This window comes from Rhizobium sp. BE258, from assembly GCF_031457345.1.
In the GTDB taxonomy this organism is placed as follows: Bacteria; Pseudomonadota; Alphaproteobacteria; order Rhizobiales; family Rhizobiaceae; genus Rhizobium.
Genome location: NZ_JAVDWL010000004.1, coordinates 232,546 through 252,050 on the forward strand (window position 1 = coordinate 232,546; position 19,505 = coordinate 252,050).

25 protein-coding genes are annotated in these 19,505 nt (G+C 57.4%); 10 read left to right on the forward strand and 15 right to left on the reverse strand.

Annotation, left to right across the window (positions count from 1 at the left end; genetic code table 11):
- Window positions 1-29: 29 nt before the first annotated feature.
- Genes J2X43_RS15560 through groES form a run of 3 tightly spaced genes read right to left on the reverse strand, consistent with a single transcriptional unit; the run spans window position 30 to window position 2,379 of the window.
- The gene (locus J2X43_RS15560; protein ID WP_310295214.1) at window positions 30-329 is read right to left on the reverse strand and encodes a hypothetical protein; all 300 of its coding nucleotides are present in this window, start codon (window positions 327-329) and stop codon (window positions 30-32) included.
- Window positions 330-383: 54 nt separating this feature from the next.
- Window positions 384-2,012, reverse strand: a complete 1,629-nt coding sequence (gene groL / locus J2X43_RS15565) for a chaperonin GroEL (protein WP_310295216.1) — start codon at window positions 2,010-2,012, stop codon at window positions 384-386.
- Window positions 2,013-2,064: 52 nt separating this feature from the next.
- Window positions 2,065-2,379 (reverse strand): co-chaperone GroES, encoded by a 315-nt coding sequence (groES, locus tag J2X43_RS15570; RefSeq protein WP_168600401.1) that lies wholly within the window; start codon window positions 2,377-2,379, stop codon window positions 2,065-2,067.
- Window positions 2,380-2,653: 274 nt separating this feature from the next.
- On the opposite strand from groES, the gene J2X43_RS15575 reads away from it, so the two are divergent.
- From J2X43_RS15575 to J2X43_RS15595, 5 genes are all read left to right on the forward strand, one after another.
- Window positions 2,654-2,926 (forward strand): usg protein, encoded by a 273-nt coding sequence (locus tag J2X43_RS15575; protein ID WP_112389380.1) that lies wholly within the window; start codon window positions 2,654-2,656, stop codon window positions 2,924-2,926.
- Window positions 2,927-3,020: 94 nt separating this feature from the next.
- Window positions 3,021-3,311 carry a hypothetical protein gene (locus J2X43_RS15580; protein ID WP_310295220.1) on the forward strand — a complete coding sequence of 97 codons (291 nt, stop codon included), beginning with the start codon at window positions 3,021-3,023 and terminating at the stop codon, window positions 3,309-3,311.
- A gap of 165 nt (window positions 3,312-3,476) precedes the next feature.
- Window positions 3,477-3,950, forward strand: coding sequence for an Hsp20 family protein (locus J2X43_RS15585; RefSeq protein WP_310295222.1), 474 nt, complete (start codon window positions 3,477-3,479; stop codon window positions 3,948-3,950).
- 77 nt (window positions 3,951-4,027) lie between these two features.
- Window positions 4,028-4,327, forward strand: coding sequence for a DUF982 domain-containing protein (locus J2X43_RS15590; RefSeq protein WP_112443998.1), 300 nt, complete (start codon window positions 4,028-4,030; stop codon window positions 4,325-4,327).
- Between the two features lie 11 nt (window positions 4,328-4,338).
- A complete protein-coding gene (locus J2X43_RS15595; RefSeq protein ID WP_112389376.1) occupies window positions 4,339-4,614 on the forward strand; it encodes a hypothetical protein in 276 nt (91 codons plus the stop codon).
- 1,399 nt (window positions 4,615-6,013) lie between these two features.
- Here J2X43_RS15595 and J2X43_RS15600 read toward each other — a convergent pair.
- The 5 genes from J2X43_RS15600 to J2X43_RS15620 form a co-directional block, all read right to left on the reverse strand.
- Window positions 6,014-6,412, reverse strand: a complete 399-nt coding sequence (locus tag J2X43_RS15600) for a hypothetical protein (protein WP_310295226.1) — start codon at window positions 6,410-6,412, stop codon at window positions 6,014-6,016.
- Between the two features lie 342 nt (window positions 6,413-6,754).
- A complete protein-coding gene (locus J2X43_RS15605) occupies window positions 6,755-7,321 on the reverse strand; it encodes a transcriptional regulator (RefSeq protein ID WP_310295228.1) in 567 nt (188 codons plus the stop codon).
- Between the two features lie 9 nt (window positions 7,322-7,330).
- Window positions 7,331-7,573, reverse strand: a complete 243-nt coding sequence (locus J2X43_RS15610) for a hypothetical protein (RefSeq protein ID WP_112389374.1) — start codon at window positions 7,571-7,573, stop codon at window positions 7,331-7,333.
- Window positions 7,573-7,791 (reverse strand): hypothetical protein, encoded by a 219-nt coding sequence (locus tag J2X43_RS15615; RefSeq protein WP_310295231.1) that lies wholly within the window; start codon window positions 7,789-7,791, stop codon window positions 7,573-7,575. Before J2X43_RS15615 ends, J2X43_RS15610 begins: the two co-directional genes overlap by 1 nt.
- A 167-nt stretch (window positions 7,792-7,958) precedes the next feature.
- Window positions 7,959-8,189 (reverse strand): hypothetical protein, encoded by a 231-nt coding sequence (locus J2X43_RS15620; protein WP_310295233.1) that lies wholly within the window; start codon window positions 8,187-8,189, stop codon window positions 7,959-7,961.
- Between the two features lie 218 nt (window positions 8,190-8,407).
- On the opposite strand from J2X43_RS15620, the gene J2X43_RS15625 reads away from it, so the two are divergent.
- Entirely contained in the window at window positions 8,408-8,668 is a 261-nt protein-coding gene (locus J2X43_RS15625) for a hypothetical protein (RefSeq protein WP_310295235.1), read from the forward strand.
- A 31-nt stretch (window positions 8,669-8,699) separates the two neighbouring features.
- On the opposite strand, the gene J2X43_RS15630 is transcribed toward J2X43_RS15625, so the two are convergent.
- Window positions 8,700-8,900, reverse strand: coding sequence for a hypothetical protein (locus J2X43_RS15630; RefSeq protein ID WP_112389371.1), 201 nt, complete (start codon window positions 8,898-8,900; stop codon window positions 8,700-8,702).
- Window positions 8,901-9,352: 452 nt separating this feature from the next.
- Here J2X43_RS15630 and J2X43_RS15635 point away from each other — a divergent pair, with 452 nt between their 5' ends.
- Window positions 9,353-9,619: a hypothetical protein gene (locus J2X43_RS15635; protein WP_112389370.1), complete on the forward strand. Its 267-nt coding sequence runs from the start codon at window positions 9,353-9,355 to the stop codon at window positions 9,617-9,619.
- Window positions 9,620-9,872: 253 nt separating this feature from the next.
- Here J2X43_RS15635 and J2X43_RS15640 read toward each other — a convergent pair whose 3' ends face one another.
- The 4 genes from J2X43_RS15640 to J2X43_RS15655 all read right to left on the reverse strand — a co-directional run bounded on the left by J2X43_RS15640 (window position 9,873) and on the right by J2X43_RS15655 (window position 13,123).
- Complete coding sequence (locus J2X43_RS15640) at window positions 9,873-10,970, reverse strand: sialidase family protein (protein WP_112389369.1); 1,098 nt, start codon at window positions 10,968-10,970, stop codon at window positions 9,873-9,875.
- Window positions 10,967-11,227, reverse strand: a complete 261-nt coding sequence (locus J2X43_RS15645; RefSeq protein WP_112389539.1) for a SemiSWEET family sugar transporter — start codon at window positions 11,225-11,227, stop codon at window positions 10,967-10,969. The genes J2X43_RS15640 and J2X43_RS15645 overlap by 4 nt, the downstream gene beginning before the upstream one ends.
- 802 nt (window positions 11,228-12,029) lie before the next feature.
- On the reverse strand, window positions 12,030-12,494 hold the full coding sequence (locus J2X43_RS15650) for an OmpA family protein (protein WP_162706043.1): 465 nt from the start codon (window positions 12,492-12,494) through the stop codon (window positions 12,030-12,032).
- A gap of 176 nt (window positions 12,495-12,670) precedes the next feature.
- A complete protein-coding gene (locus J2X43_RS15655) occupies window positions 12,671-13,123 on the reverse strand; it encodes a DUF1573 domain-containing protein (RefSeq protein ID WP_148194380.1) in 453 nt (150 codons plus the stop codon).
- A gap of 656 nt (window positions 13,124-13,779) precedes the next feature.
- Between J2X43_RS15655 and J2X43_RS15660 the strand changes: the two genes are divergently transcribed.
- The 3 genes from J2X43_RS15660 to J2X43_RS15670 are packed head-to-tail and all read left to right on the forward strand — an operon-like array spanning window position 13,780 to window position 17,907.
- Entirely contained in the window at window positions 13,780-14,436 is a 657-nt protein-coding gene (locus J2X43_RS15660) for an ABC transporter ATP-binding protein (RefSeq protein ID WP_112389366.1), read from the forward strand.
- Window positions 14,436-16,844 carry an ABC transporter permease gene (locus J2X43_RS15665; protein WP_310295240.1) on the forward strand — a complete coding sequence of 803 codons (2,409 nt, stop codon included), beginning with the start codon at window positions 14,436-14,438 and terminating at the stop codon, window positions 16,842-16,844. The genes J2X43_RS15660 and J2X43_RS15665 overlap by 1 nt, the downstream gene beginning before the upstream one ends.
- Window positions 16,834-17,907 (forward strand): lipocalin-like domain-containing protein, encoded by a 1,074-nt coding sequence (locus J2X43_RS15670; protein ID WP_310295242.1) that lies wholly within the window; start codon window positions 16,834-16,836, stop codon window positions 17,905-17,907. Before J2X43_RS15665 ends, J2X43_RS15670 begins: the two co-directional genes overlap by 11 nt.
- Before the next feature lie 159 nt (window positions 17,908-18,066).
- Here J2X43_RS15670 and J2X43_RS15675 read toward each other — a convergent pair whose 3' ends face one another.
- Window positions 18,067-18,879: a DUF1206 domain-containing protein gene (locus J2X43_RS15675; RefSeq protein ID WP_112389363.1), complete on the reverse strand. Its 813-nt coding sequence runs from the start codon at window positions 18,877-18,879 to the stop codon at window positions 18,067-18,069.
- A gap of 130 nt (window positions 18,880-19,009) precedes the next feature.
- Window positions 19,010-19,414, reverse strand: a complete 405-nt coding sequence (locus tag J2X43_RS15680; protein WP_310295244.1) for a copper resistance protein CopC — start codon at window positions 19,412-19,414, stop codon at window positions 19,010-19,012.
- Between the last annotated feature and the right edge of the window lie 91 nt (window positions 19,415-19,505).

Below are 19,505 nucleotides of genomic sequence, written 5' to 3' on the forward strand. Positions count from 1 at the left end.
GAAGCAGTGCTAAGTGGCCGGCTTGGCTGCTATTGCTGGTTGTCCTCACTCATCGTCTGGCTCGATAGACGATCGATGGCACCTCGGTTCATGTGTCGCAGCACGCCGGAAAGCGAGTCACGTTCCTTATCAGACATCAGCTCATCGACGATTGTCATTGCGTCTGACAGAAGAGTTTCGCGGTCCCGCAGACCCTTATTGAAGAGTCTGGCGACTGCTACCGTCAGCGCTCCGACGGAGGTCGGGTCACCCGTTATTCCTTTGGCCCGTGCGATCTCCCTGACAACACCCGCGCACAGACGCGCGTCTTCTTTCGATGGCAAGCTCATAACCACTCCGCAATTGGCTCGCCCCAGCGAGTGGGGCGAGCCTGGCCCGATTGTTTAGAAATCCATGCCTGCCCCAGCCGGGATCGCCGGCGCAGCATCCTTCTTGGGCTTCTCGGCGATCATCGCCTCGGTCGTCACCAGAAGGCCGGCGACCGAGGCCGCATCCTGGAGTGCGGTCCGCACGACCTTGGCCGGATCGATGACGCCCTGTGTATAAAGATCGCCGTATTCGCCGGTCTGGGCGTTCCAGCCGAAGGAGAAGTCGGTCTTTTCACGCAGCTTGCCGACGATGACGGAGCCTTCGGCACCAGCGTTTTCGGCGATCTGGCGAACGGGGGCCTCGATCGCCCTGCGGACGATCTCGATACCAACCTTCTGGTCTTGGTTGGCGGTTGCAAGATCGTCGAGTGCCTTTACAGCCCGCAACAACGCAACACCACCGCCCGGCAGGATGCCTTCCTCGACGGCGGCACGCGTTGCATGAAGCGCGTCGTCGACGCGATCCCTCTTCTCCTTGACCTCGACTTCCGTCGAGCCACCGACACGGATCACCGCAACGCCGCCTGCCAGCTTGGCCAAACGTTCCTGCAGCTTCTCGCGATCGTAGTCGGACGTGGTCTCTTCGATCTGCGCCCGGATCTGGGCGACGCGGCCGTCGATCTCGGACTTGGAGCCAACGCCGTCGATGATGGTGGTGTTTTCTTTCTCGATCGCCACCTTCTTGGCTCGACCGAGCATGTCGAGCGTTACGTTCTCAAGCTTGATGCCGAGATCTTCGGAGATGACAGTGCCGCCGGTCAGGATGGCGATGTCTTCGAGCATCGCCTTGCGGCGATCGCCGAACCCCGGCGCCTTGACAGCCGCGATCTTCAGACCACCGCGCAGCTTGTTGACGACGAGCGTTGCGAGCGCCTCGCCTTCCACATCTTCCGCGATAATCAGCAGCGGTTTGGAGGACTGCACGACGGCTTCGAGGACCGGCAGCAAGGACTGAAGGTTCGACAGCTTTTTCTCGTGGATGAGGATATAGGGGTCCTCGAACTCGACGCGCATCTTGTCCTGATTGGTTACGAAGTACGGCGAGAGGTAACCGCGGTCGAATTGCATGCCTTCGACAACTTCGAGCTCGGTCTCGGCGGTCTTGGCTTCCTCGACGGTGATGACGCCTTCGTTGCCGACCTTTTCCATCGCCTCTGCTAGATATTTGCCGATCTCTTCGTCGCCGTTGGCCGAGATGGTGCCGACCTGGGCGATTTCGGAATTGCTGGTGATCTTGCGGGCGTTGGTCTTCAGTTCCTTAACGACGGCGTCGACGGCAATATCGATGCCGCGCTTAAGGTCCATCGGGTTCAGACCGGAGGCGACGGCCTTGGCGCCTTCCTTGACGATCGCCTGGGCGAGGACAGTTGCGGTGGTGGTCCCGTCGCCGGCGAGATCGTTGGTCTTCGATGCCACCTCGCGCAGCATCTGGGCGCCCATGTTCTCGAACTTGTCTTCTAGTTCAATTTCCTTGGCGACCGAAACACCGTCCTTGGTAATGCGCGGCGCGCCGTAGGACTTGTCGATGACAACGTTGCGGCCTTTTGGGCCAAGCGTGACCTTCACGGCGTTGGCAAGGACATCGACCCCACGCAGCATGCGTTCGCGTGCATCAGTGTTGAATTTGACTTCTTTCGCAGCCATTTGTTCACTCCTTCAATAGGCAGCTTTTTGACTGATGGGCGGTAATGCGTGATTACGCGGCCCGCTTCTGCTCGGCCTGAGCTTCTATAATGCCCAGGACGTCGCTTTCCTTCATGATCAGCAGATCTTCGCCGTTGATCTTGATTTCGGTGCCGGACCATTTGCCGAACAGAATGCGGTCGCCAGCCTTGACGTCGAGCGCCTGGATCTGGCCAGCCTCGTTGCGTGCACCAGGGCCAGCGGCGACAACTTCGCCTTCCTGCGGCTTTTCCTTGGCAGTGTCAGGGATGATGATCCCGCCCTTGGTCTTTTCTTCGGATTCAACCCGACGGACAAGAATGCGATCATGAAGCGGTCGGAACGACATGTTTTCCTCCATTGGACAAAAAAGATGACGCAAAATCCCCTGCCGGACCGGGTGACCAATCCGGACGGGGCGAACCTCATCTGAGCGTTCGCGTTCAAAATTTATTTTCGAGATTTTGTGATTTCAAGAGGGCGGGAGAAAAAATTAGCACTCGATGTCGCTGGCTGCTAACATGCTGGAAAGGAACAATAAACGCCTTTGATGGTTCAAGAATACCGTTGATAGGTGGACGATTTTACGTCACCTTCGCAGTGTCATGAACCGGAGATAAAGCATGCAATTCTCGTCGGATTTCGAGCGTCAGCTTAACGGCTATGGCCTCACCACCGCGCACATCCTCTACCGCATTCCCGATTTTGAATCCGTCCTGCAAACCTACGTTTGGCAGGACTACGATCTTGCACCGGACTTTCCAGAAATGCGCAAATTCCTGGACTTCTGGCGCAACAGCCTCGACGGACCGCTACACTCCGTCCGCTATACACACCGGCGTCTGATTGGACCGAACGAATGGCGCCGTGTCGAGGGCGAGTTCAAGCTTCACTGAACTCTTGATTTTGATGTTCCCGCTTCCTAGCTCACCCGGCGATCGGGGCTTGATCAGTCCGGTCGCTTTCCACGTCTGTATGGAGTGAGACCACATGGAAGAAAACATTAAAGTCATCAAAGGTGCCAGCATCCCGGAGAGGGAGGAGATCATTGTTGATTTCGCGCGCTGGCTCGAGACTGCCTCGCAAGATGCACTTGTCTACGGTGAGGGCCGTTTTGCTGTGATGTCGGCGAATATGGCGCAAGCGATCCGCATAAACGCCGACGAACTTGCGCGCGACAATCCCGAAACGACCGAACGGGTACTGCAGCAAGCCTGCGCGATGATTTCAAAGTTCAAAGCAGCGTACCCGCATCGCGTTCTCAGTCGCTCAGTGCACTGACGATGGGGCAACTTGCGATCGGCGAAAAAAATGCGCAGCCGATCTTGAAATGGAAAATCGCTAAAACCAAATCGATTACTGCCAGCCGCTGAGACAGGGCTGACTTCGCCGGGAGCACCGCTTTTGGCACTCTCGTACCCATGTTGCTTCAAGGAGGATATGGCTATGGCAACATCTTACGACTACGCACCTCTCTACCGCTCGAGCGTAGGTTTCGACCGGATCTTCACTCTTCTGGAGAACGCCCAGCGTGCCCGGTCGGCCAACGACTGGCCGCCTTATGACATCGTCAAGAACAATGACGACACCTATACGATCTCGATTGCGGTGGCTGGATTTGCACAGGACGATCTCGATATCACTTTCCAGTCCAATCTGCTGACCGTCACCGGTAAGAAGCAGGAGACACCGGCCGATGGCTACCTGCATCGCGGCATCGCCGGACGCCCGTTTGAACACCGGTTCGAGCTTGCCGACCATGTCCGGGTGAACGGAGCAGATTTGAACAGCGGTCTTCTCTCGATTGAGTTGGTCCGTGAGATCCCTGAAGCATTGAAGCCCAGGAAGATCTCAATCCAGAGTACGCCTGCGTTGACGTCGACTGCTCCTGCGCAGATCGAAGCGCAGAAGGCGGCGTGACCTTTTAGTTCATTCAATGGTCAGCGGCGCCATCGCGATGGCGCCCATCGACATTCCGGGTTGGAAAGGAGAGAACGATGAAACCCGATATGTTCAGAAAACCTGTCACCATTCTCGTCGGCCTTGGCTTTCCTGCAGAAGTTCGCACCGTCATGGATGCTTACCGACATCTTGTTGAGTGGCCTACTTCGTTCAGGGACACGGCGCATTCAGTCGCCCTTAAAGCATGCCAGGCGGCGCTTCGTGGCGAGATCGAAGCGGAGACGGCGCGTGGTTTGTTTGTAGCATTCGCGCAGAAGCATGAACTTCTTGCGCCTCAAACATCTGCTGTCGTGGCGTCTCGCGCGCGAAGCGACCGCGATCCCCACGTGCAGTGAGGTCAAGTATTATGAGGCACATCGTGTTGCAGCAGTTGATCGACAATGCAGCAACAATGGGTCCGATTGTGTTGATGCGGGGGATGCATCTTAGACGGCCGACAGATGTTGTAGAGGCGTCGTCTCTCTCGACCGATGACAAACGGACGATCCTTGCTGCGTGGGCGTCCGACCTTTACGCGGTCGACTCGAAGCCGGCGCTTCGGCACTTGCCGGGAACGCCAGAACCGGTCTTAATCGATGAGGTTCAGTCAGCACTAATAGAACTCGATTTGCGGAATTCTTAGTTCCGTGCACCACACCGGAAGTACGGACCTTTCCCCAATGGGATGCCGGACTGCGGTTTAAAAAGATGAGGATTTGGCCCTGTGGTCGAGGAGATGCACGGTGTTCGAAAGCCGTGCATCGAAACGACGGTATCGATGTGGCGACACGTTGCCCGTGAGAGCCGACACGAAGGCTGGAATGCAGACACACACTTCCTGTGGTAGCGATCTCGTTTAGGGTTTCGGCTGCCGCCTAGATGGTGGCGGCAACCGAGCGACATGGCAGGTGATCAAACCCCGCTAAGTCTCAAGGAACTGCCCTCATCGTGACCGCGCAGCGCATATTGCGGGCAAGGCTCGAGGCCCCGCGGCCCGTGCTTAATCAGAAGCGTGTCGTTTACCCCGGGCGCTGTTGGCTTGCTTTGATCGACCACGGCCTCGCGGGTGAACCTCGCGCGGCGGTAGTTACCGACGATCAAGCCTATTCCTTCCAGCCGCACGTGTGGAGATCGTACAAGCGTGGGCCTGTGCAAAGTCTTGGGCGTCCCGTCAAACGATGACGTCAATGCTCTGTTGAGATTCGCCAATCTAGCAAAAGGCCCGCCGGAGAACGTCGGGCGGGCCAAGAGCTGGATGGGTCCAGAAGGCTGATGCCTGTTTCAGCCGTGCCGATTGAACCATCAAGCCGAAGACATGGCAACACGCTTAATGTGCTGGACTTCAGTGTAGCCGCGCAGGAACCAGAACACGGCCAAGTGCATTTTTGTATTCGGTCGTGTGCACGTGGCCGCGCGGCCGAGCCCCCCAAAGTGTGGAGGGCGCGCTATGTAACACGTCATGGTGGAGCTTGCATGAAACAGTACAGTTGGACCCTGATGAGGCCTGGAGCCATTCCCAAAATCGGGGTGGGAACCCTTGATGAAGTGGCAGGAGCGGTGCATCGTTGTTAGCTGCCGGGAATTCCATCTGCAGCCTGGCTGATGGACGAGATGAAGGCCAGACAAGATTTGACCGGTACGGCCAGATATAATTACGCGCTAGGTCAACCCGACGAATGGCGCTTTGCCTGGATTGCACAGTGAAGCGCTTACAGGCTGGCGGCATCTCACTTGGCAGGATGACAGGCTTGTCCCTAGAGCAGTAGTCCTAGAGGGGATTTCTCTTTCTCTGATGCCGTTGCGAGACGCGGGTTTGCTTCGCAATTCCTTTTCAATGCCCGAAGCCGACTTCCAAGGCCAAACGTCGACAAGAACACGGCCCATCCAGGGTGCCGGTAAATTGCGGCCGCGTCCCTCCGTTCGGCGGTAATCACCAGCGTGATCGAGGCGAGCGGCTAGCGAAGATGCGGCGTCTGATAGACTTTATGGCAGACCGGCACGGCGCCCATTTCGGAAAGGCCGTGCCGCATCAATGTAAACATTCAGATTTGAGAACAAAGGCCGCGCGTCGAGCTGATACTCTTCAGCAGCGAGCAACGGAGGATGATTGACTCGGCTTGCCATAGGCCGACGATCTGGCCGCTGATTTGAAGACCCTCGCTACCGGTGTCGAACCGCATCGCAACACCGGCAGGCCAGTGACGTTCAGCGGCCCGCCAGACCGCGGAATCCGGGGGCTTGCTCCATTCGATAAAAGCGTCGAGCGCTGCTGTGACGGCGTCTCGCGAAAGCCCGGTTGCGATGATGTCGTCGATCGCTTCGTCGACGATACTCGCTATGTTCCGGACTAGGTCTTCGAAATCGCGATCGCCTGCGCAGCCGCCGAAGAAGACGAATGTGTTGCGGCGAGGAACTAAGCCAGCTTGATGAAGCAACTGCACGAGGCGACGACCGACGACGGGATCGTTTCCATTCCTATCATAGGTTTGCTGGTGCGCATGCCAGACCGGCGAAATCCCCGGTGGCTCGGGCCAGAGCAGTAGTCCGTCTTAGTCGTCGTCGCACGGATGACGCGTCCTCCTGGTCACGACGCGCATGCCATGTTGCGCACCACATGTAGCGGGTCGGGGATATGCCCGCGTACGAAGCGGGGATGAGCGACGCCCAGCTTGTCATCGCGGAAAGGCGGATCGAGGATGTTGCCTCCTTTCATCTCAAAGATATCGGTTGCGCCGTCGGTTCTTAGAATTCGCCGACCAGTCTCAAAGCCGGAGTCGGTTGGTTCACCCTTCGGCGTTTTGGGTACGCGACGGCGCGGCGACTAAGCTCTCGACGGCCTCTTGCACCATGTGCAATCTCTTGAGTTCTAGGGCGGCGTCCGGGAGCGCGCGATGGGCAGGCCTAGCGGGCTCTGAGCCGGCTATAACTTCGGAGACGAGCGCAGCAGGGTCGACGCCCCGCATTTGGCTGTCGTGAAGCCGCTTCGAAGCAAATTCAACGAAGAGATCGTCCGACTTGCGAACGCGAAGCGCGTGTCTCGCAACGCCACCAGCGCGAAGGAGGACGCTGAGCCACTTCCCATCCCACGACGGTGAGCTCGCGTAGAGATCATGATTTGCGAGCGTCGCCATCATCTCTCGGACGACAAGGGTAACCGGAACGCCTTCATTGGCTAGCGCCGTTCGGGAGATGCCGTGGATGCCTTCGGCCGCTGCCGACCAATCCGTCCAGTTCGGCGCCGGGGCGATCAGGAGGGACCGTGACCGGCCGTCCTCGAACACCCATGCGATTTCGATCGGGTAGCTGTGCTTGCCAAGCGAGGAAGCTTCGAAATCGAGGAACACGTTCATGATAGATCTCTAGTCGAAGTCGCCGGTTCTACCTAGCCGGAAGACGACGACGGGGTCGCCTTCTTCTCCGACTGCGGGACGGCCATCTCGCCGCACCACAAGAACGCCGGCGTGGTGGCCGGCTGCTTCTTTTGCTTCGCCGATGGCCTCTGCCTCCGTCTCGCCGACTACGGTCTCCCATGCCTGGACGGGCTCGCCTCGGTCATCAAGGTCGTAGGCGAAGATGCTGAGCGAGGAGAACGTTCCCGGCATCAGGCGGTACCGTGTTTGGTACGGGCGAGCTGCGCTGCGAGATCGCGGGCGTCATTGCGTCCTTCGTCGTTTGTGCCCTTGACCTTTGCCTTTATCCAGAGAGCTTCTTCTTCCGTCGCTTCGACAGGAAGGCTGGTATCTTCGGGAAGGCCGGGGGCGCTTTGTGCGAGCGTCGCGTCCTTCGGGGCGTCGTTGGGGCCGGTTGTGATCTTAGTCATCTCCTGCTCCTCTTCGGATGGGGGCTGCGGAAGCCGCTGGTCGTCGTCCGACCTGTCTAAGGTGCCTTCGTTGCCAGACTTTTGTCGGCGAACATCTTCTCCGCCAGCAGAGGTCGTCGGCTTGCACCTCGTCGGCATTGGCATATCCCTTGCGCTCTTCCATCGCATCAATCCCGGTTGGCCGTCTGCGGAGCGGGAATTCGGTCGTTCGGGTCGGCGCGGCCCGTGGTCGGATCGGCGTCAGTTAGACCGTCGCCCGCCTCGCGGCTGTTGCCTATGTTCACCGGCGGCGCGCGGCGGTCGTCGACGTTGGTCTCGGGCAGCTCGTCGTCCTGAGTATCATTGTTCAGAGACTTCGGAGGAAGCTTAACTGAGCCTGTAATGGACTTGGCGGTCATGGTCGTTCTCCTTGTTCAGAAGGAACTCGCAGACACGGAAGCTGTTCCCCGGACCTCCTCTTAAGCAGGACCGACGGAGAACGCATGAGCCTTACGCACAAGTTTGCTGATAGGTAACCGATTTATCACGTCAACCCGAAGTTCATCTCCATGCGCGACCGCCCGGCGCTTGAGTTCCCATCGGAATCTTATCGGCTCTGGGGCAAGAGTTTCAACGATTGCCGGGAACGACAAAAGAGAAGGGCGTCCTTGAAGATGACCGTAGCGACGACTGCTCCACCGGGGTCGCTGATTTCGGAACGCTGCCCGTCCACATGCTCGCGGTCGCGAATTTTTCGGCCAACAAATCTCTGGCGCTCGCCCTAGCTTTAGATTGCAAGGTCGACAGTTTCGAATTGGGTGCCGTTTGGGTCGACAAGCAGTTTTCGGCCGCCCCGGATGTTCAGAAAATACCGCATGTTCTTCGCCTTAATGCATAAGGCCCGCGCCATAAGCGCGGGCCTCAAAACGTCAATGGCTGTTCTTATGGCTCTGCTGGCCCGCTTTCACGTGCTGCTCATGCGAGCCGCCCTGCTTACCGGAGGACGTGCTGCCGGTCTCGGGCGACGCCGACTTCGAAGTCGAAGACTTGCCAGGGGAAGCCTGCTTGGAGCCCGACTTACTCTGACCAGCCTTCGCGTGCTGCTCGTGCGATCCGCCTTGATTTGCCATGGTGTTTTCTCCTCTGTTTGAGACCTTCATGGTCCCGTTTAGAAACTTCGGCACCTTGATCCTTGTTCCGCAGAATGTTCGAAGGTTTACCCCTGTTCGCACTGGGCTGCGCTGGTACCGTTCATTACGCAAAGCGGCCCGAGTATCACCCTCGGACAGAGGCCCCCCCCAATAAGGCACGTAGAGGTCCATCAACGCCACATTTGGATGACCGAGTAGGGTCGCCTGATAAACAGAGCCCACCCACTGTGACGGTGCCGTCGTTAGAACGGGGAAGTCTCTCAGCGCAACCTGTCGACCGACTCGGCACAGCCTTAGTGTGATCGATATCCGCCCGTACCGGCGCAACGCTTTAGTTGCACTATCGGCAATGACCGCATGTCTGTCTACTTCCGCGCGGGAACCTCTTCAGCGGTAAATTAGTTTTCTCCGACCACAACAGAGGTAGTCAGATGCAGCTTATCGAAACCCATATCGGAAATTTGAATGACGGGATGATCACGGTCGAGTTCCGTGGAGAAGGCGACGAGCTGGTGGCTGTGAAGCTCGCTTCCGACGGATCACTCGATGGCGATGCAGCCGTACGTCACGCTAAGGCCGTCCTCATTCAAATCACAACTTTCAGCGACGACCGTGACCCTTCCAATGACGAGTTCGAACATTCGGTGGACGATGAAACGGCGATTGATGGTTCGCGCGGCGGAGCGCCCAACCGGTGAGCCTTCCCATTTGCGTGAACAAAGCAGCGGTCGGGCTTGGCCCGGCCGCTGCCGTCCCCACTAGATCATAATCCTTGCCTCTCGCTGCAACGGACAAGCTCTTCCTCGATAGTCTGTAGTTCGTTATGCCGTCATCCAGTTGACTACTAGCGGAGGAGAGGCCTGAGACTGTGGTCGACCCGGTGAGGCGAGACGACTGCGATATTGGCATGGGCGATCTCCACGCCGACATCAGGTGGGCACGAGGGCCGAACTAATGACCGTCGCCCGAAATGGTGGACGCCGCGATGAAGCGTTCCTTCCCGAAATTGTAATAGTAGATAGCGAGGATACGCCCGTCGTTGAGGGCGACGGAACGGGGATAGCCTATGTCCGGCAGCACTGCGTCCCTGCGGATGTCGATCGCCTCCGACCATTTCCGTCCGCCGTCTGAACTGGTGACCATCCGCATGCCAGGGCGGTCGCCCCGAAACCCGTAGACAATAGCAAGGCGCTGTGGGCCCAACCGAACAAGGCTTCCGGGATTGCCGCCAGGTCCGGTATCCTCGACTGGAATGCCTAACGGATGCCACGTGGCACCGTTGTCTTTAGAGCGGAATGTTTCCAGCCAGCCCGCTTGATCAATTCCCCGGCCGCGTCGGACAACGCTGACTATCGCGCCGTCAGAAAGCCGCAGGCTCGACGGCATGATGGCGTACCCGTCTCCATCGAACGGGAGGGAAGTCTTCCAATGAAACGTCAATCCCCCATCGGTTGTCTCGACGCAGAGGCAGCGACCTTCGTTGCCATCGGACTTTGCTGCGGTCATCATGAAGAGGGCGTGGTCGTCTGATAGGGGGACGATATCGGTCCGCGAGGCCAGGCCTTTGAGGTCGAGCCCCTTGAATAAAAATGGTCCTTCCCAGCGCCGGCCGCGGTTTCTCGTGAGGTAGAACCAGCTATGGGCGCGACCGTCAAGGCCGGTACGTGCGACCATCACTGCGATTTCAGGATCCAGAAAATTGACAGGGGTAGAAAGAGCTGGAATGTCTTGCCCACGAAGCTTGGAGCCTGAGCGCAACGGTACGGCGAGATGCTCGTCGGCGGAAAGGCTCTTGCCTCCCGGCACGAAGCCCGCAAAAGTCTCGGGCGACCATGTGGCGCCGCCGTCCACGCTTCTCGCCTGCATTGGCTTGAACTCGTGACTCTTGTCACGGGCGTGGAGCGCACCTTGCTCGCCCAGTTTTCCGTCAGCGAAGACGACTACGATTTCCTCATCCCAAGCCCAAAGACCATAGTTGGCCGGCCACGCCGAAAAATGACCAGGCCGACGAAAGACCTCGTGATGGCTGATCTGCAAGTGGTCACTCATTTTCGACGCCCTCGTAGCTTCGCGGCGAGGATAAAAGCTGAAAGACAGAAGCAGATGCTGTTCGCGAGAATGATCGGAATCTCGCCTTTCATTGAGCCGAACGCGGTCCAAAGGGCAAAGCCGGTTACCGTCAGAAAGTACATGCGGATCGAGATTGCCGCTGTGTCCTTGGTGCGCGCGACCTTTAAGGCTTGTGGAATGAAGCTCACGACAGAGCAGAAAGAGGCGGCGTAGCCGACGAGAGAAATAGGATCCATGGACTCCTCGAGAATTCGTCCAATGAACTTCGCTGTCAGTATGATGTTCCTTGGCCCTGTCGACAAACGACCTGCAGGACCGCTCTAAACCTCCCCGAGGTCATTCACGATGGAAGTTCCGGAAACGATACTCCGCTTCCCAGGGCTCGGACGTGCACTCTCGCTTGTTCCACATTGCTGGAGATTGGCAGGACAGCCATACGCTCGAAGCCGGCATCGGCGCTGCCGTGTCGTCGGAGGGAATTTTTGCTACGATTCGGCCTATCGGCGATGCGGCAGGATGTCCTCAAACCGTTGCTGTAGCAGGCAGTGCCGACCACAGCAGTCAAGAACGTGACGGCCGCAGATACGCAAAACAAGCGACCGTCACGTTGGACGAGCGCAACCCCACCGAAGCGCTCGCAGTTGGCCCCCACCAGTCGTTCCAAGTTAGCGGTCGCTAATGGATTGGCATAGTGCAACCCTGCAACACTGTTGGACGATCGATCGCCAAGGGACAGGCTAAGAGCGGTAGATATCGCGTGGCCCAAAGCTCCCTCCCATAATCTGAGGAAGGATCCACAGATCCCGCAAATCAGTTTGGCTTCCAGTCAAATGGCGGGGCCCTGGCGGCGTGTTCTTCGTCTAGGCGATTGAAGAACATCCGCGCAAGGGCAAGGAAAATTTTAGATGTCACTCCCGTATCTGTTCTCGCCTCGCAGCACGCGAAGGTGGCAGCGCCTGGAATGGGGAATAACTGAAGCTTTGGGAAGAGCTCTGAATGTTGTTTGCACGGCACCAGGCGGCCTTCGCACTTATCGTTCTAGTCGGTGGGCCTGACCAAGATTTCGACGCGTCGGTTTTTCTGACGGCCGTCGGGATCATCTTGCCCGTCAGGGGTCTCGTTGGGGGCAACTGGGTTGGCCTCACCGCGTCCTTCGATTGCGACAGTCGATGGATTGAAATTCGCCGCCGTCGCGAGGTAGTCCTTGACGGCCGCCGCTCTTCGGAGTGACAGCTTGAGGTTATAGGCGTCGCTTCCCTTGCTGTCCGTGTATCCGTCAACAACGAAGCTTGCTTCCTTGAAACGCTGACGGACATCATTGGACATCGCTTGAAGGGCTTGGGTAGCCTTCGGACGCAGTGTCGCCTTGTCGAAGTCGAAGAGGATGTCCGCCGAGAGCGTGTATCGAACGCCGCCTCCTACCTCGGTCACCTCTAAGCCCTTGACGATCGGCGGGGGAGGCGTCTTGGGCCTTGGTCCCAATGCTAGCTCTTCTTGCGTCATTGGTGGTGACCGAAATTCGATGCGGGGTGACGAATAGCCGATCGAGGGTGACACGAAACCCACGCTCGGCGAGCGGGCCGTAAAATTCGGCGGCGCCACGGTAGGGGCTTCTTGTGCTTGCGTTGTGCCTATTGTGACCACTAACAAAGAGAGGGTTCGAATTGCTAGCCTGGTTATCATTGAACAGGAACGTCCATCACGGGAAGCGTTGATCCGAAGCGAACGGCAAACGGACCCGGGTTGCTTTCAGGCGGTGCGAACCATGCCCATGCCTTGAATGTTTCACCTGGCTTTAGTGGCGCTTCTGGCGGCTGTGTGCAAAGGCACTCGCTCGCGACGCCTATCTTGAAACTGATTTTGTTGGGAAAGTCATACAAGGTGATGTCATTAAGACCGTAGCTTGCACGCCCGATGCCGATCTCCGCCAGGTTCACAGGGGCGTCTCCGGTGTTGCTGATCTCATAATCCAGCTGCACGATCTGCTGACCAGGGACGCGTTTCAAATCGAGGATCTTGGCCGAAACGCCAGGCTGAAGCTCAACGGCTGGCGGGAGATTTTGGGCCAGGGCGAGCGTGGCGGCGAGCAACGGGGTGATTACCGTGACGATTGATAGCACGCGATTGAGCAAGTCCCATTCCTCCGAGTTCTGTGGCACCACAAAGTGATAGCGCATCCTAATTTAGGCAATCAGCAATATCGGTTATCCAAAGTATTGTTATGTCAGTGACGGCTACTTGGCAAAATGTCCGCTATACCGACCTTTAAACTCCGCAGTCTAGCTCACCGGCTCTATGACCTCAATTCAGACAAGCCTCGGGATGGGTTTCTCTCGATAGAATCAGGAGGCAATGAAAGAGCACGCGATCTTTTCCGGGGGACGTGAGGGACCTCTTTTGATGGCTAGCCATGAGCGTGAACGTACTGGTGAACCCGAGGATCTCGCTCGCTCTGCTGACTCCTTTCAACTGGAGGCCTATTGTTATGCCTTCCACGTCATGGGCTTTACTTTGTGATCTGACGCCTTGGACTAAATTCTAGGGACATTCGCAGTCGCCACGGCTTTTCGATTGGGTGATGGAACCCAATGAAGCTAGGGTTGTTGTCCAATAACACAATGAGCGGAGCCGCCTCCTGCGCACGGCTGCGGCAGGTTGGTACCGAAGGTCCTCGCGAATAGCCCCAGGCCTGGGGCCTCTGCAATAAGCAACTCTGATCTTGTAGACGGGCGCCTTCCCGCATAGTGCATTTAGATCGGCTAGTTCTCGGAAGTGACCTGAGCAAATAATGATCCTCACCCTCAACAATGTTCGAAAATCGTACCCGACAGCAGAAGGTACCATCGAAATTTTGAAAGGGATCGACTTTGGTGTGGCTTCAGGTGAGACCGTCGCTCTTACTGGTGAATCCGGTAGCGGGAAAAGCACACTTCTCCACTTAGCAGGAGGCCTCGATCGTGCAGACTGTGGGGCCATCGTCATGGATGGCGATGATCTCAGCAAATACTCCGAGAGCGAGCGAGCCCAGTATCGACGGACCAAGGTCGGGCTTATTTTTCAACAGTTCAACCTGATCCCCTCCTTGACCGTCTCGGCAAACATCTCTTTTCACGCCAAGTTGGCTCAGCGCCACGACGGTGCTTGGGAAAAGACTTTGATCGAGGCGTTGGGTTTGCAGCGGTACGCAACCCGTTATCCCGAGCAGCTATCAGGAGGCCAGCAACAGCGTGTCGCCATAGGCCGCACTCTGGCGGCAAGACCGAAGCTCATTCTTGCTGATGAACCGACAGGAAATCTTGACGAGCAGACAGGTGACGCCGTCCTGGACCTGATGCTTGACCTAGCGAGCAGCGCGGGGTCGGCATTGCTTCTTGTTACCCACTCGACGCGGCTCGCGGCTCGGCTGGACCGCACTGTGCATCTTCGTGGTGGAAAGATCGCTTAATGAGCTGGGTCGCGTTTTCCGCGCTTTTATCGCACTGGCGCCGCAAACCTCTGCAGCTGCTCACTTTAGTGCTGGGGATCGCGCTTGCGACAGCGCTTTGGTCTGGTGTGCAAGCAATCAATTCTGAGGCGAGGGCCAGCTATGCTCGCGCCGCATCTGTTCTGGAGCAAGGGTCCCTTGCTCAAATTGTGGCTGATGACGGCACCGGGATTCCCTACGAGATCTATGGGAGCCTTCGACGCCTCGGCTTCGATGTCTCGCCGGTTATCGAAGGGAATCTGCGCCTTGGCACGATCCGCATCCGGTTAATCGGCATAGATCCTTTAACGATGCCAAAAGAGGGTTATGCGCTGAGGGTGACGAGCGGACGCGACCTCACCGGCTTCATCTCTCCTGTTGGAGAGCTGGTGTTGTCCAGCGAAACGGCGGAACGGCTGCGCGGCAACACGGACATGAGCTTTCGGATCGACGAAAACGTTCCTGAAGGCGCGGCATTCGTGGACATCTCGGTCGCTGATCGGTTGCTTGACAAGCATGGCAGGATTGATCGTTTGACAGTCGCTTCCGACCAGGAAATCAGCGCCATCGCCGTCAAACAGATTTCATCTAGGCTCCTGATCCGGCAACCGGTTGAGCAGCCCGACGTCGCGCAATTAACTGACAGCTTTCACCTTAATCTGACTGCTTTTGGCTTTCTTTCCTTCATCGTTGGCCTCTTCATCGTTTACTCCGCTACCGGGCTTACCTTCGAACAACGTCGCAGCACGTTTCGAACGCTACGATCCCTTGGCATTTCCCTCCGGCAGTTGACTGCGATGCTCGTTGTTGAGCTTTCGATACTTGCTGTCGCATCCGGCGTCATCGGGGTCGTGCTTGGATACCTGATTGCGTCGATCCTCATGCCGGGGGTCGCCGCAACCCTTCGCGGACTTTACGGCGCGAACGTCTCCGGGTCACTTTCCATACGCCCAGACTGGTGGCTCGCAGGGCTAGCGATGGCGCTTGCCGGGACAGCAATTTCGTCCGCTCAAAGCCTCTATCGGGTCTGGAAACTTTCCATCCTTGCGGCCGCGCAACCACGAGCATGGGCGCGAGAGTCTATGCAAGGATTGCTAATCCAGGCGGCGCTGGGAGGGGTGCTTCTACTCCTTGCAGGTGTTTTGGCGATAGCCGCGTCCGGATTAGTGGCAGGTTTCGCGGTGCTCGCATGCTTGCTTTTGGGCGCGGCCCTCATGCTTCCGGCCATATTGGCAACCTTTCTCGCCGCCATGCAACGTACGTCGCATAACGCACTTGTCGAATGGTTTTGGGCGGACACCCGCCTTCAGCTTCCGGGGCTTTCACTTGCGTTGATGGCATTGCTACTGGCGCTATCGGCGAATATCGGCGTCGGCACGATGGTTTCCAGTTTCAGGCTGACATTCATCGGATGGCTCGATCAACGTTTGGCCGCCGAACTATACGTTACGGCCAAAGACGAAGCCGAAGCGGCGAGGTTACGGGCCTGGCTTCCATCACACTCCACGTCGGTCCTTCCAATCTGGAGCGTGGATGGCGACGTTACCGGCGAGGAGGTCCAGGTCTTTGGCGTTGCGGACGACCCGACCTACCGCGACCATTGGCCCCTGATCGCGTCCCAGAATGAGGTTTGGGATAAGATCGCCAAAGGTGAGGGTGCTCTGATCAACGAGCAGATGTGGCGGCGCGGGGTAGCGCGGATGGGAGAGCTCGTAGCCATGCCTGGAGGCTGGAATGCTAAGGTGGTAGGAGTCTACTCTGATTACGGAAACCCAAATGGGCAGGTTATCATCGGGATTGACACCTTGGTCGCCCATTACCCTCAGGTAGCCAAGCTTCGATACGGCGTACGTGTTCCGCTTGAACGGTCGACGGAGCTGAAGCGACAGATAATCGAGGATTTTGGTCTCCCAGAAACCGCCGTCGTGGATCAAGCCTCGCTCAAGAGGCAATCGCGAGCGATTTTCGATCAGACGTTCAAGGTTACAGGAGCCCTTAACGTGCTCACCTTGGCTGTAGCCGGTTTCGCCATGTTTTCCAGTCTCTTGACACTCTCGGGAATTCGGCTTCCCCAACTGGCGCCCGTTTGGGCGATGGGGGTGCGTCGGCGTGATCTGGCACTGTATGAGGTCGCCCGAACGCTGGCGCTTTGGCTCGCCACGTTCGTCACAGCGATACCCTTGGGTCTTGTGTTGGCATTGGTGCTGCTGGCCCGTGTCAACGTTGAGGCATTCGGATGGCGACTACCCATGCAAGTGTTCCCCATGGACTGGCTATTGCTCGGTTTTGTCGCCTTTCTCGCGGCACTTGCGTCGGTATTCTTTCCAGTCCATCGCCTTGCAACGATCAATCCGGGCGATCTGCTTAGGATTTTTGCCAATGAACGGTAAAGCCGTTGCTTTAATATTGCTGGGCGCTGCCATGATGGGTTCAGCGGGAAATACGCTGGGGCAAGGGTTTGCCGGACTGGGATCGGACGCCAAAGGCTTTGCGATTCCTCAGCGCGGCTCCGAATTATCGTTTCCAAGGGACCACGGAGCGCACCCGGACTATCGCATCGAATGGTGGTACGTGACCGCCAATCTCAAGGGGCAAGACGGCACGCAATATGGAGCACAGTGGACGCTTTTCCGATCAGCGCTTGCCCCGGAAAGTAAGGCTGGCTTCGCTGATCCTCAGATCTGGATCGGACATGCGGCCATAACGACGTCCGACCACCAATACGTCGCAGAGCGGTTGGGCCGTGGCGGCGTTGGTCAGGCGGGCGTGACGGCCGCGCCTTTCCGCGCCTGGATAGACGACTGGACAATGTCAGCCGCTGACAATTTAAACTCCGATGCTTTGGCAAATCTCTCTCTAAAAGCCGCTGGGCAGGACTTTAGTTACGCTCTGGACCTTACGGCCAAAAGCCCACTCGTTCTCCAGGGTGATAAAGGTTTCTCGGTCAAGTCGGCAAACGGGCAGGCGAGCTACTACTACTCCCAGCCGTTCTATCAGGTCTCCGGAACTATCGAGGTATCGGGGAGGCCCATCACGGTCAGCGGTAACGCTTGGCTCGACAGGGAATGGTCGTCTCAACCCTTGGCTTCGAACCAAACGGGGTGGGATTGGTTTTCGCTGCACTTGGCCAGCGGAGAGAAGCTGATGGCGTTTCGTCTCCGTGACGACAAGGATGGGTTTATTTCAGCGAACTGGATCTCTCCCGATGGACGCACATCGCCGCTAACAAAAGACCAGGTTCATCTCACGCCATTGCGTACCGCGACGGTCGATGGGAGGCAGCTTCCGGTGTCATGGCGAATAGAGATCCCCTCAAAATCGCTGGACATCCAAACGCGACCGTTAAACGATCAGTCGTGGATGGCAACGTCCACCCCGTACTGGGAGGGCCCTGTTTCGTTCGAAGGCTCCACCACCGGCGTAGGCTACCTTGAGATGACGGGCTACAGGTAGGAACCAGTAGCTCAGGTTTAGAGGAGATGCAGACTTATGCGGCCTTTCAAGTTCGGGACTTAAAGGCGCCAGGTCGCGGACATCAATTTCCAGGTCATGCAGCAGGCAAAGGCCAAAGACCATCTTCGCCCGGACTTGCGTCGAAATCCTTAGAGCTTATTACCTATGAGGCAGCGGCAGTTCACGTTTCACCTTGGAAACGCTCGGTGTGGATACGGTTCGATATCGCGCTTCGACCAGATTGTAGATCCCAAAGGCGGCAAAGCCTATGGCAACCGCAAGATACAACACCCCGCCAAGCGGAAGCTGCCTCACGAAAGTCAGTGCATCACTCGTGCTCCCAGCTTGATCGGCGTCAACGCTAAATGCTGCGTAGCAGAAGAAAACCCCGACGATCGCGAAGACGATCCCGCGTGAAACCAACCCGTAGATACAAACGAGGATCAGCGGTCGGCTCTGACCGAGCTTCAGGTACCTTTCGAACTTACGAGAAATCCCTTTGAGTGCGGTCGCTATACCGCCCACCAAAAACCCGACGCCAATGGCACCGGCCAGATATCTACCAAACGGTTGCGACATCGCCCACTCGGCAAGATCTTTTTCGCCACCATCGCCTGCTGATCCCACGCCCAGCGCGCCTTTGAAAGCGTAAATTGCCAGGCCGATATACGTAACGGCACTCCCGAGAAGGGCAACCCGGATCAGATAACTTTTCGCACTTGCGTCGTGATTGTCGGCATTGGCAATTGATTGAGCAAGTCGCCAGGCCACAAACCCCAGCAAACCGATCCCTATCAGTCCGAGCCATAATCTGCCAAAGGGCTGGTCAAGCAGTGAGTCGAGCGCAGATTTGGTGTCCGGCTTACCACCGCCAAAACTCGAAAACAGAGCGAGCCCTGCCACAAGCAAAAAGACAATCCCTCGGGCGCTGTAGCCCGCTCGGGCAAGCCATTCAAACTTTGGTTCGTTCATTTTTCGATCTCCCCGCCGCTCGTAAACGAGCAGGCTGTAAAACGGTTCCTGGCCGGACGGGCCCCATCGTGGTCCCGAATTTGCCACGTCGCCGACGAATTCCTGTAGGCGAAAAATGAGCGCGGGCGTGTTATCGGCTGGTAGCATCCGCTGCCGATGGCAATTCGATGTACCTTATCAGCGAAGGTCGCTCTGGCACTGTAATTGCGGATGTTCCTGTCACCGGCTGCCCAAGCGTCGAGTATGCCGTGAACTGCACGATGTAGAGGCCAGGCTGAAGCTTGTCCGAAACGGGGATCAACAAATTCGTCCGATCCGCTCCATATCCGAGCGTACCTGTGGGAATGGGGCCGCTTGGTCCGAAAATCTCAACTTCCGAACGTTCAGGATCCACTGGCGCGGTAAAGGTGAGACTGATGTTGTCGTTGAAATTGACATCGTCATGCATATCGGGGGTAGGGTTGATGCTTGCATTTGCCATCGGGGTGAGGCCGAGAAATGCCGAAATGGCGATTGCATGTGCAAACCTATACATAATCGACTCCGTTTCCGTTCTTGCGGTGATAATTCGCGACGCTGCAATCCGTTCCGAGCACTGCAAGACTACGAGGTGCCAAGCTGGAATC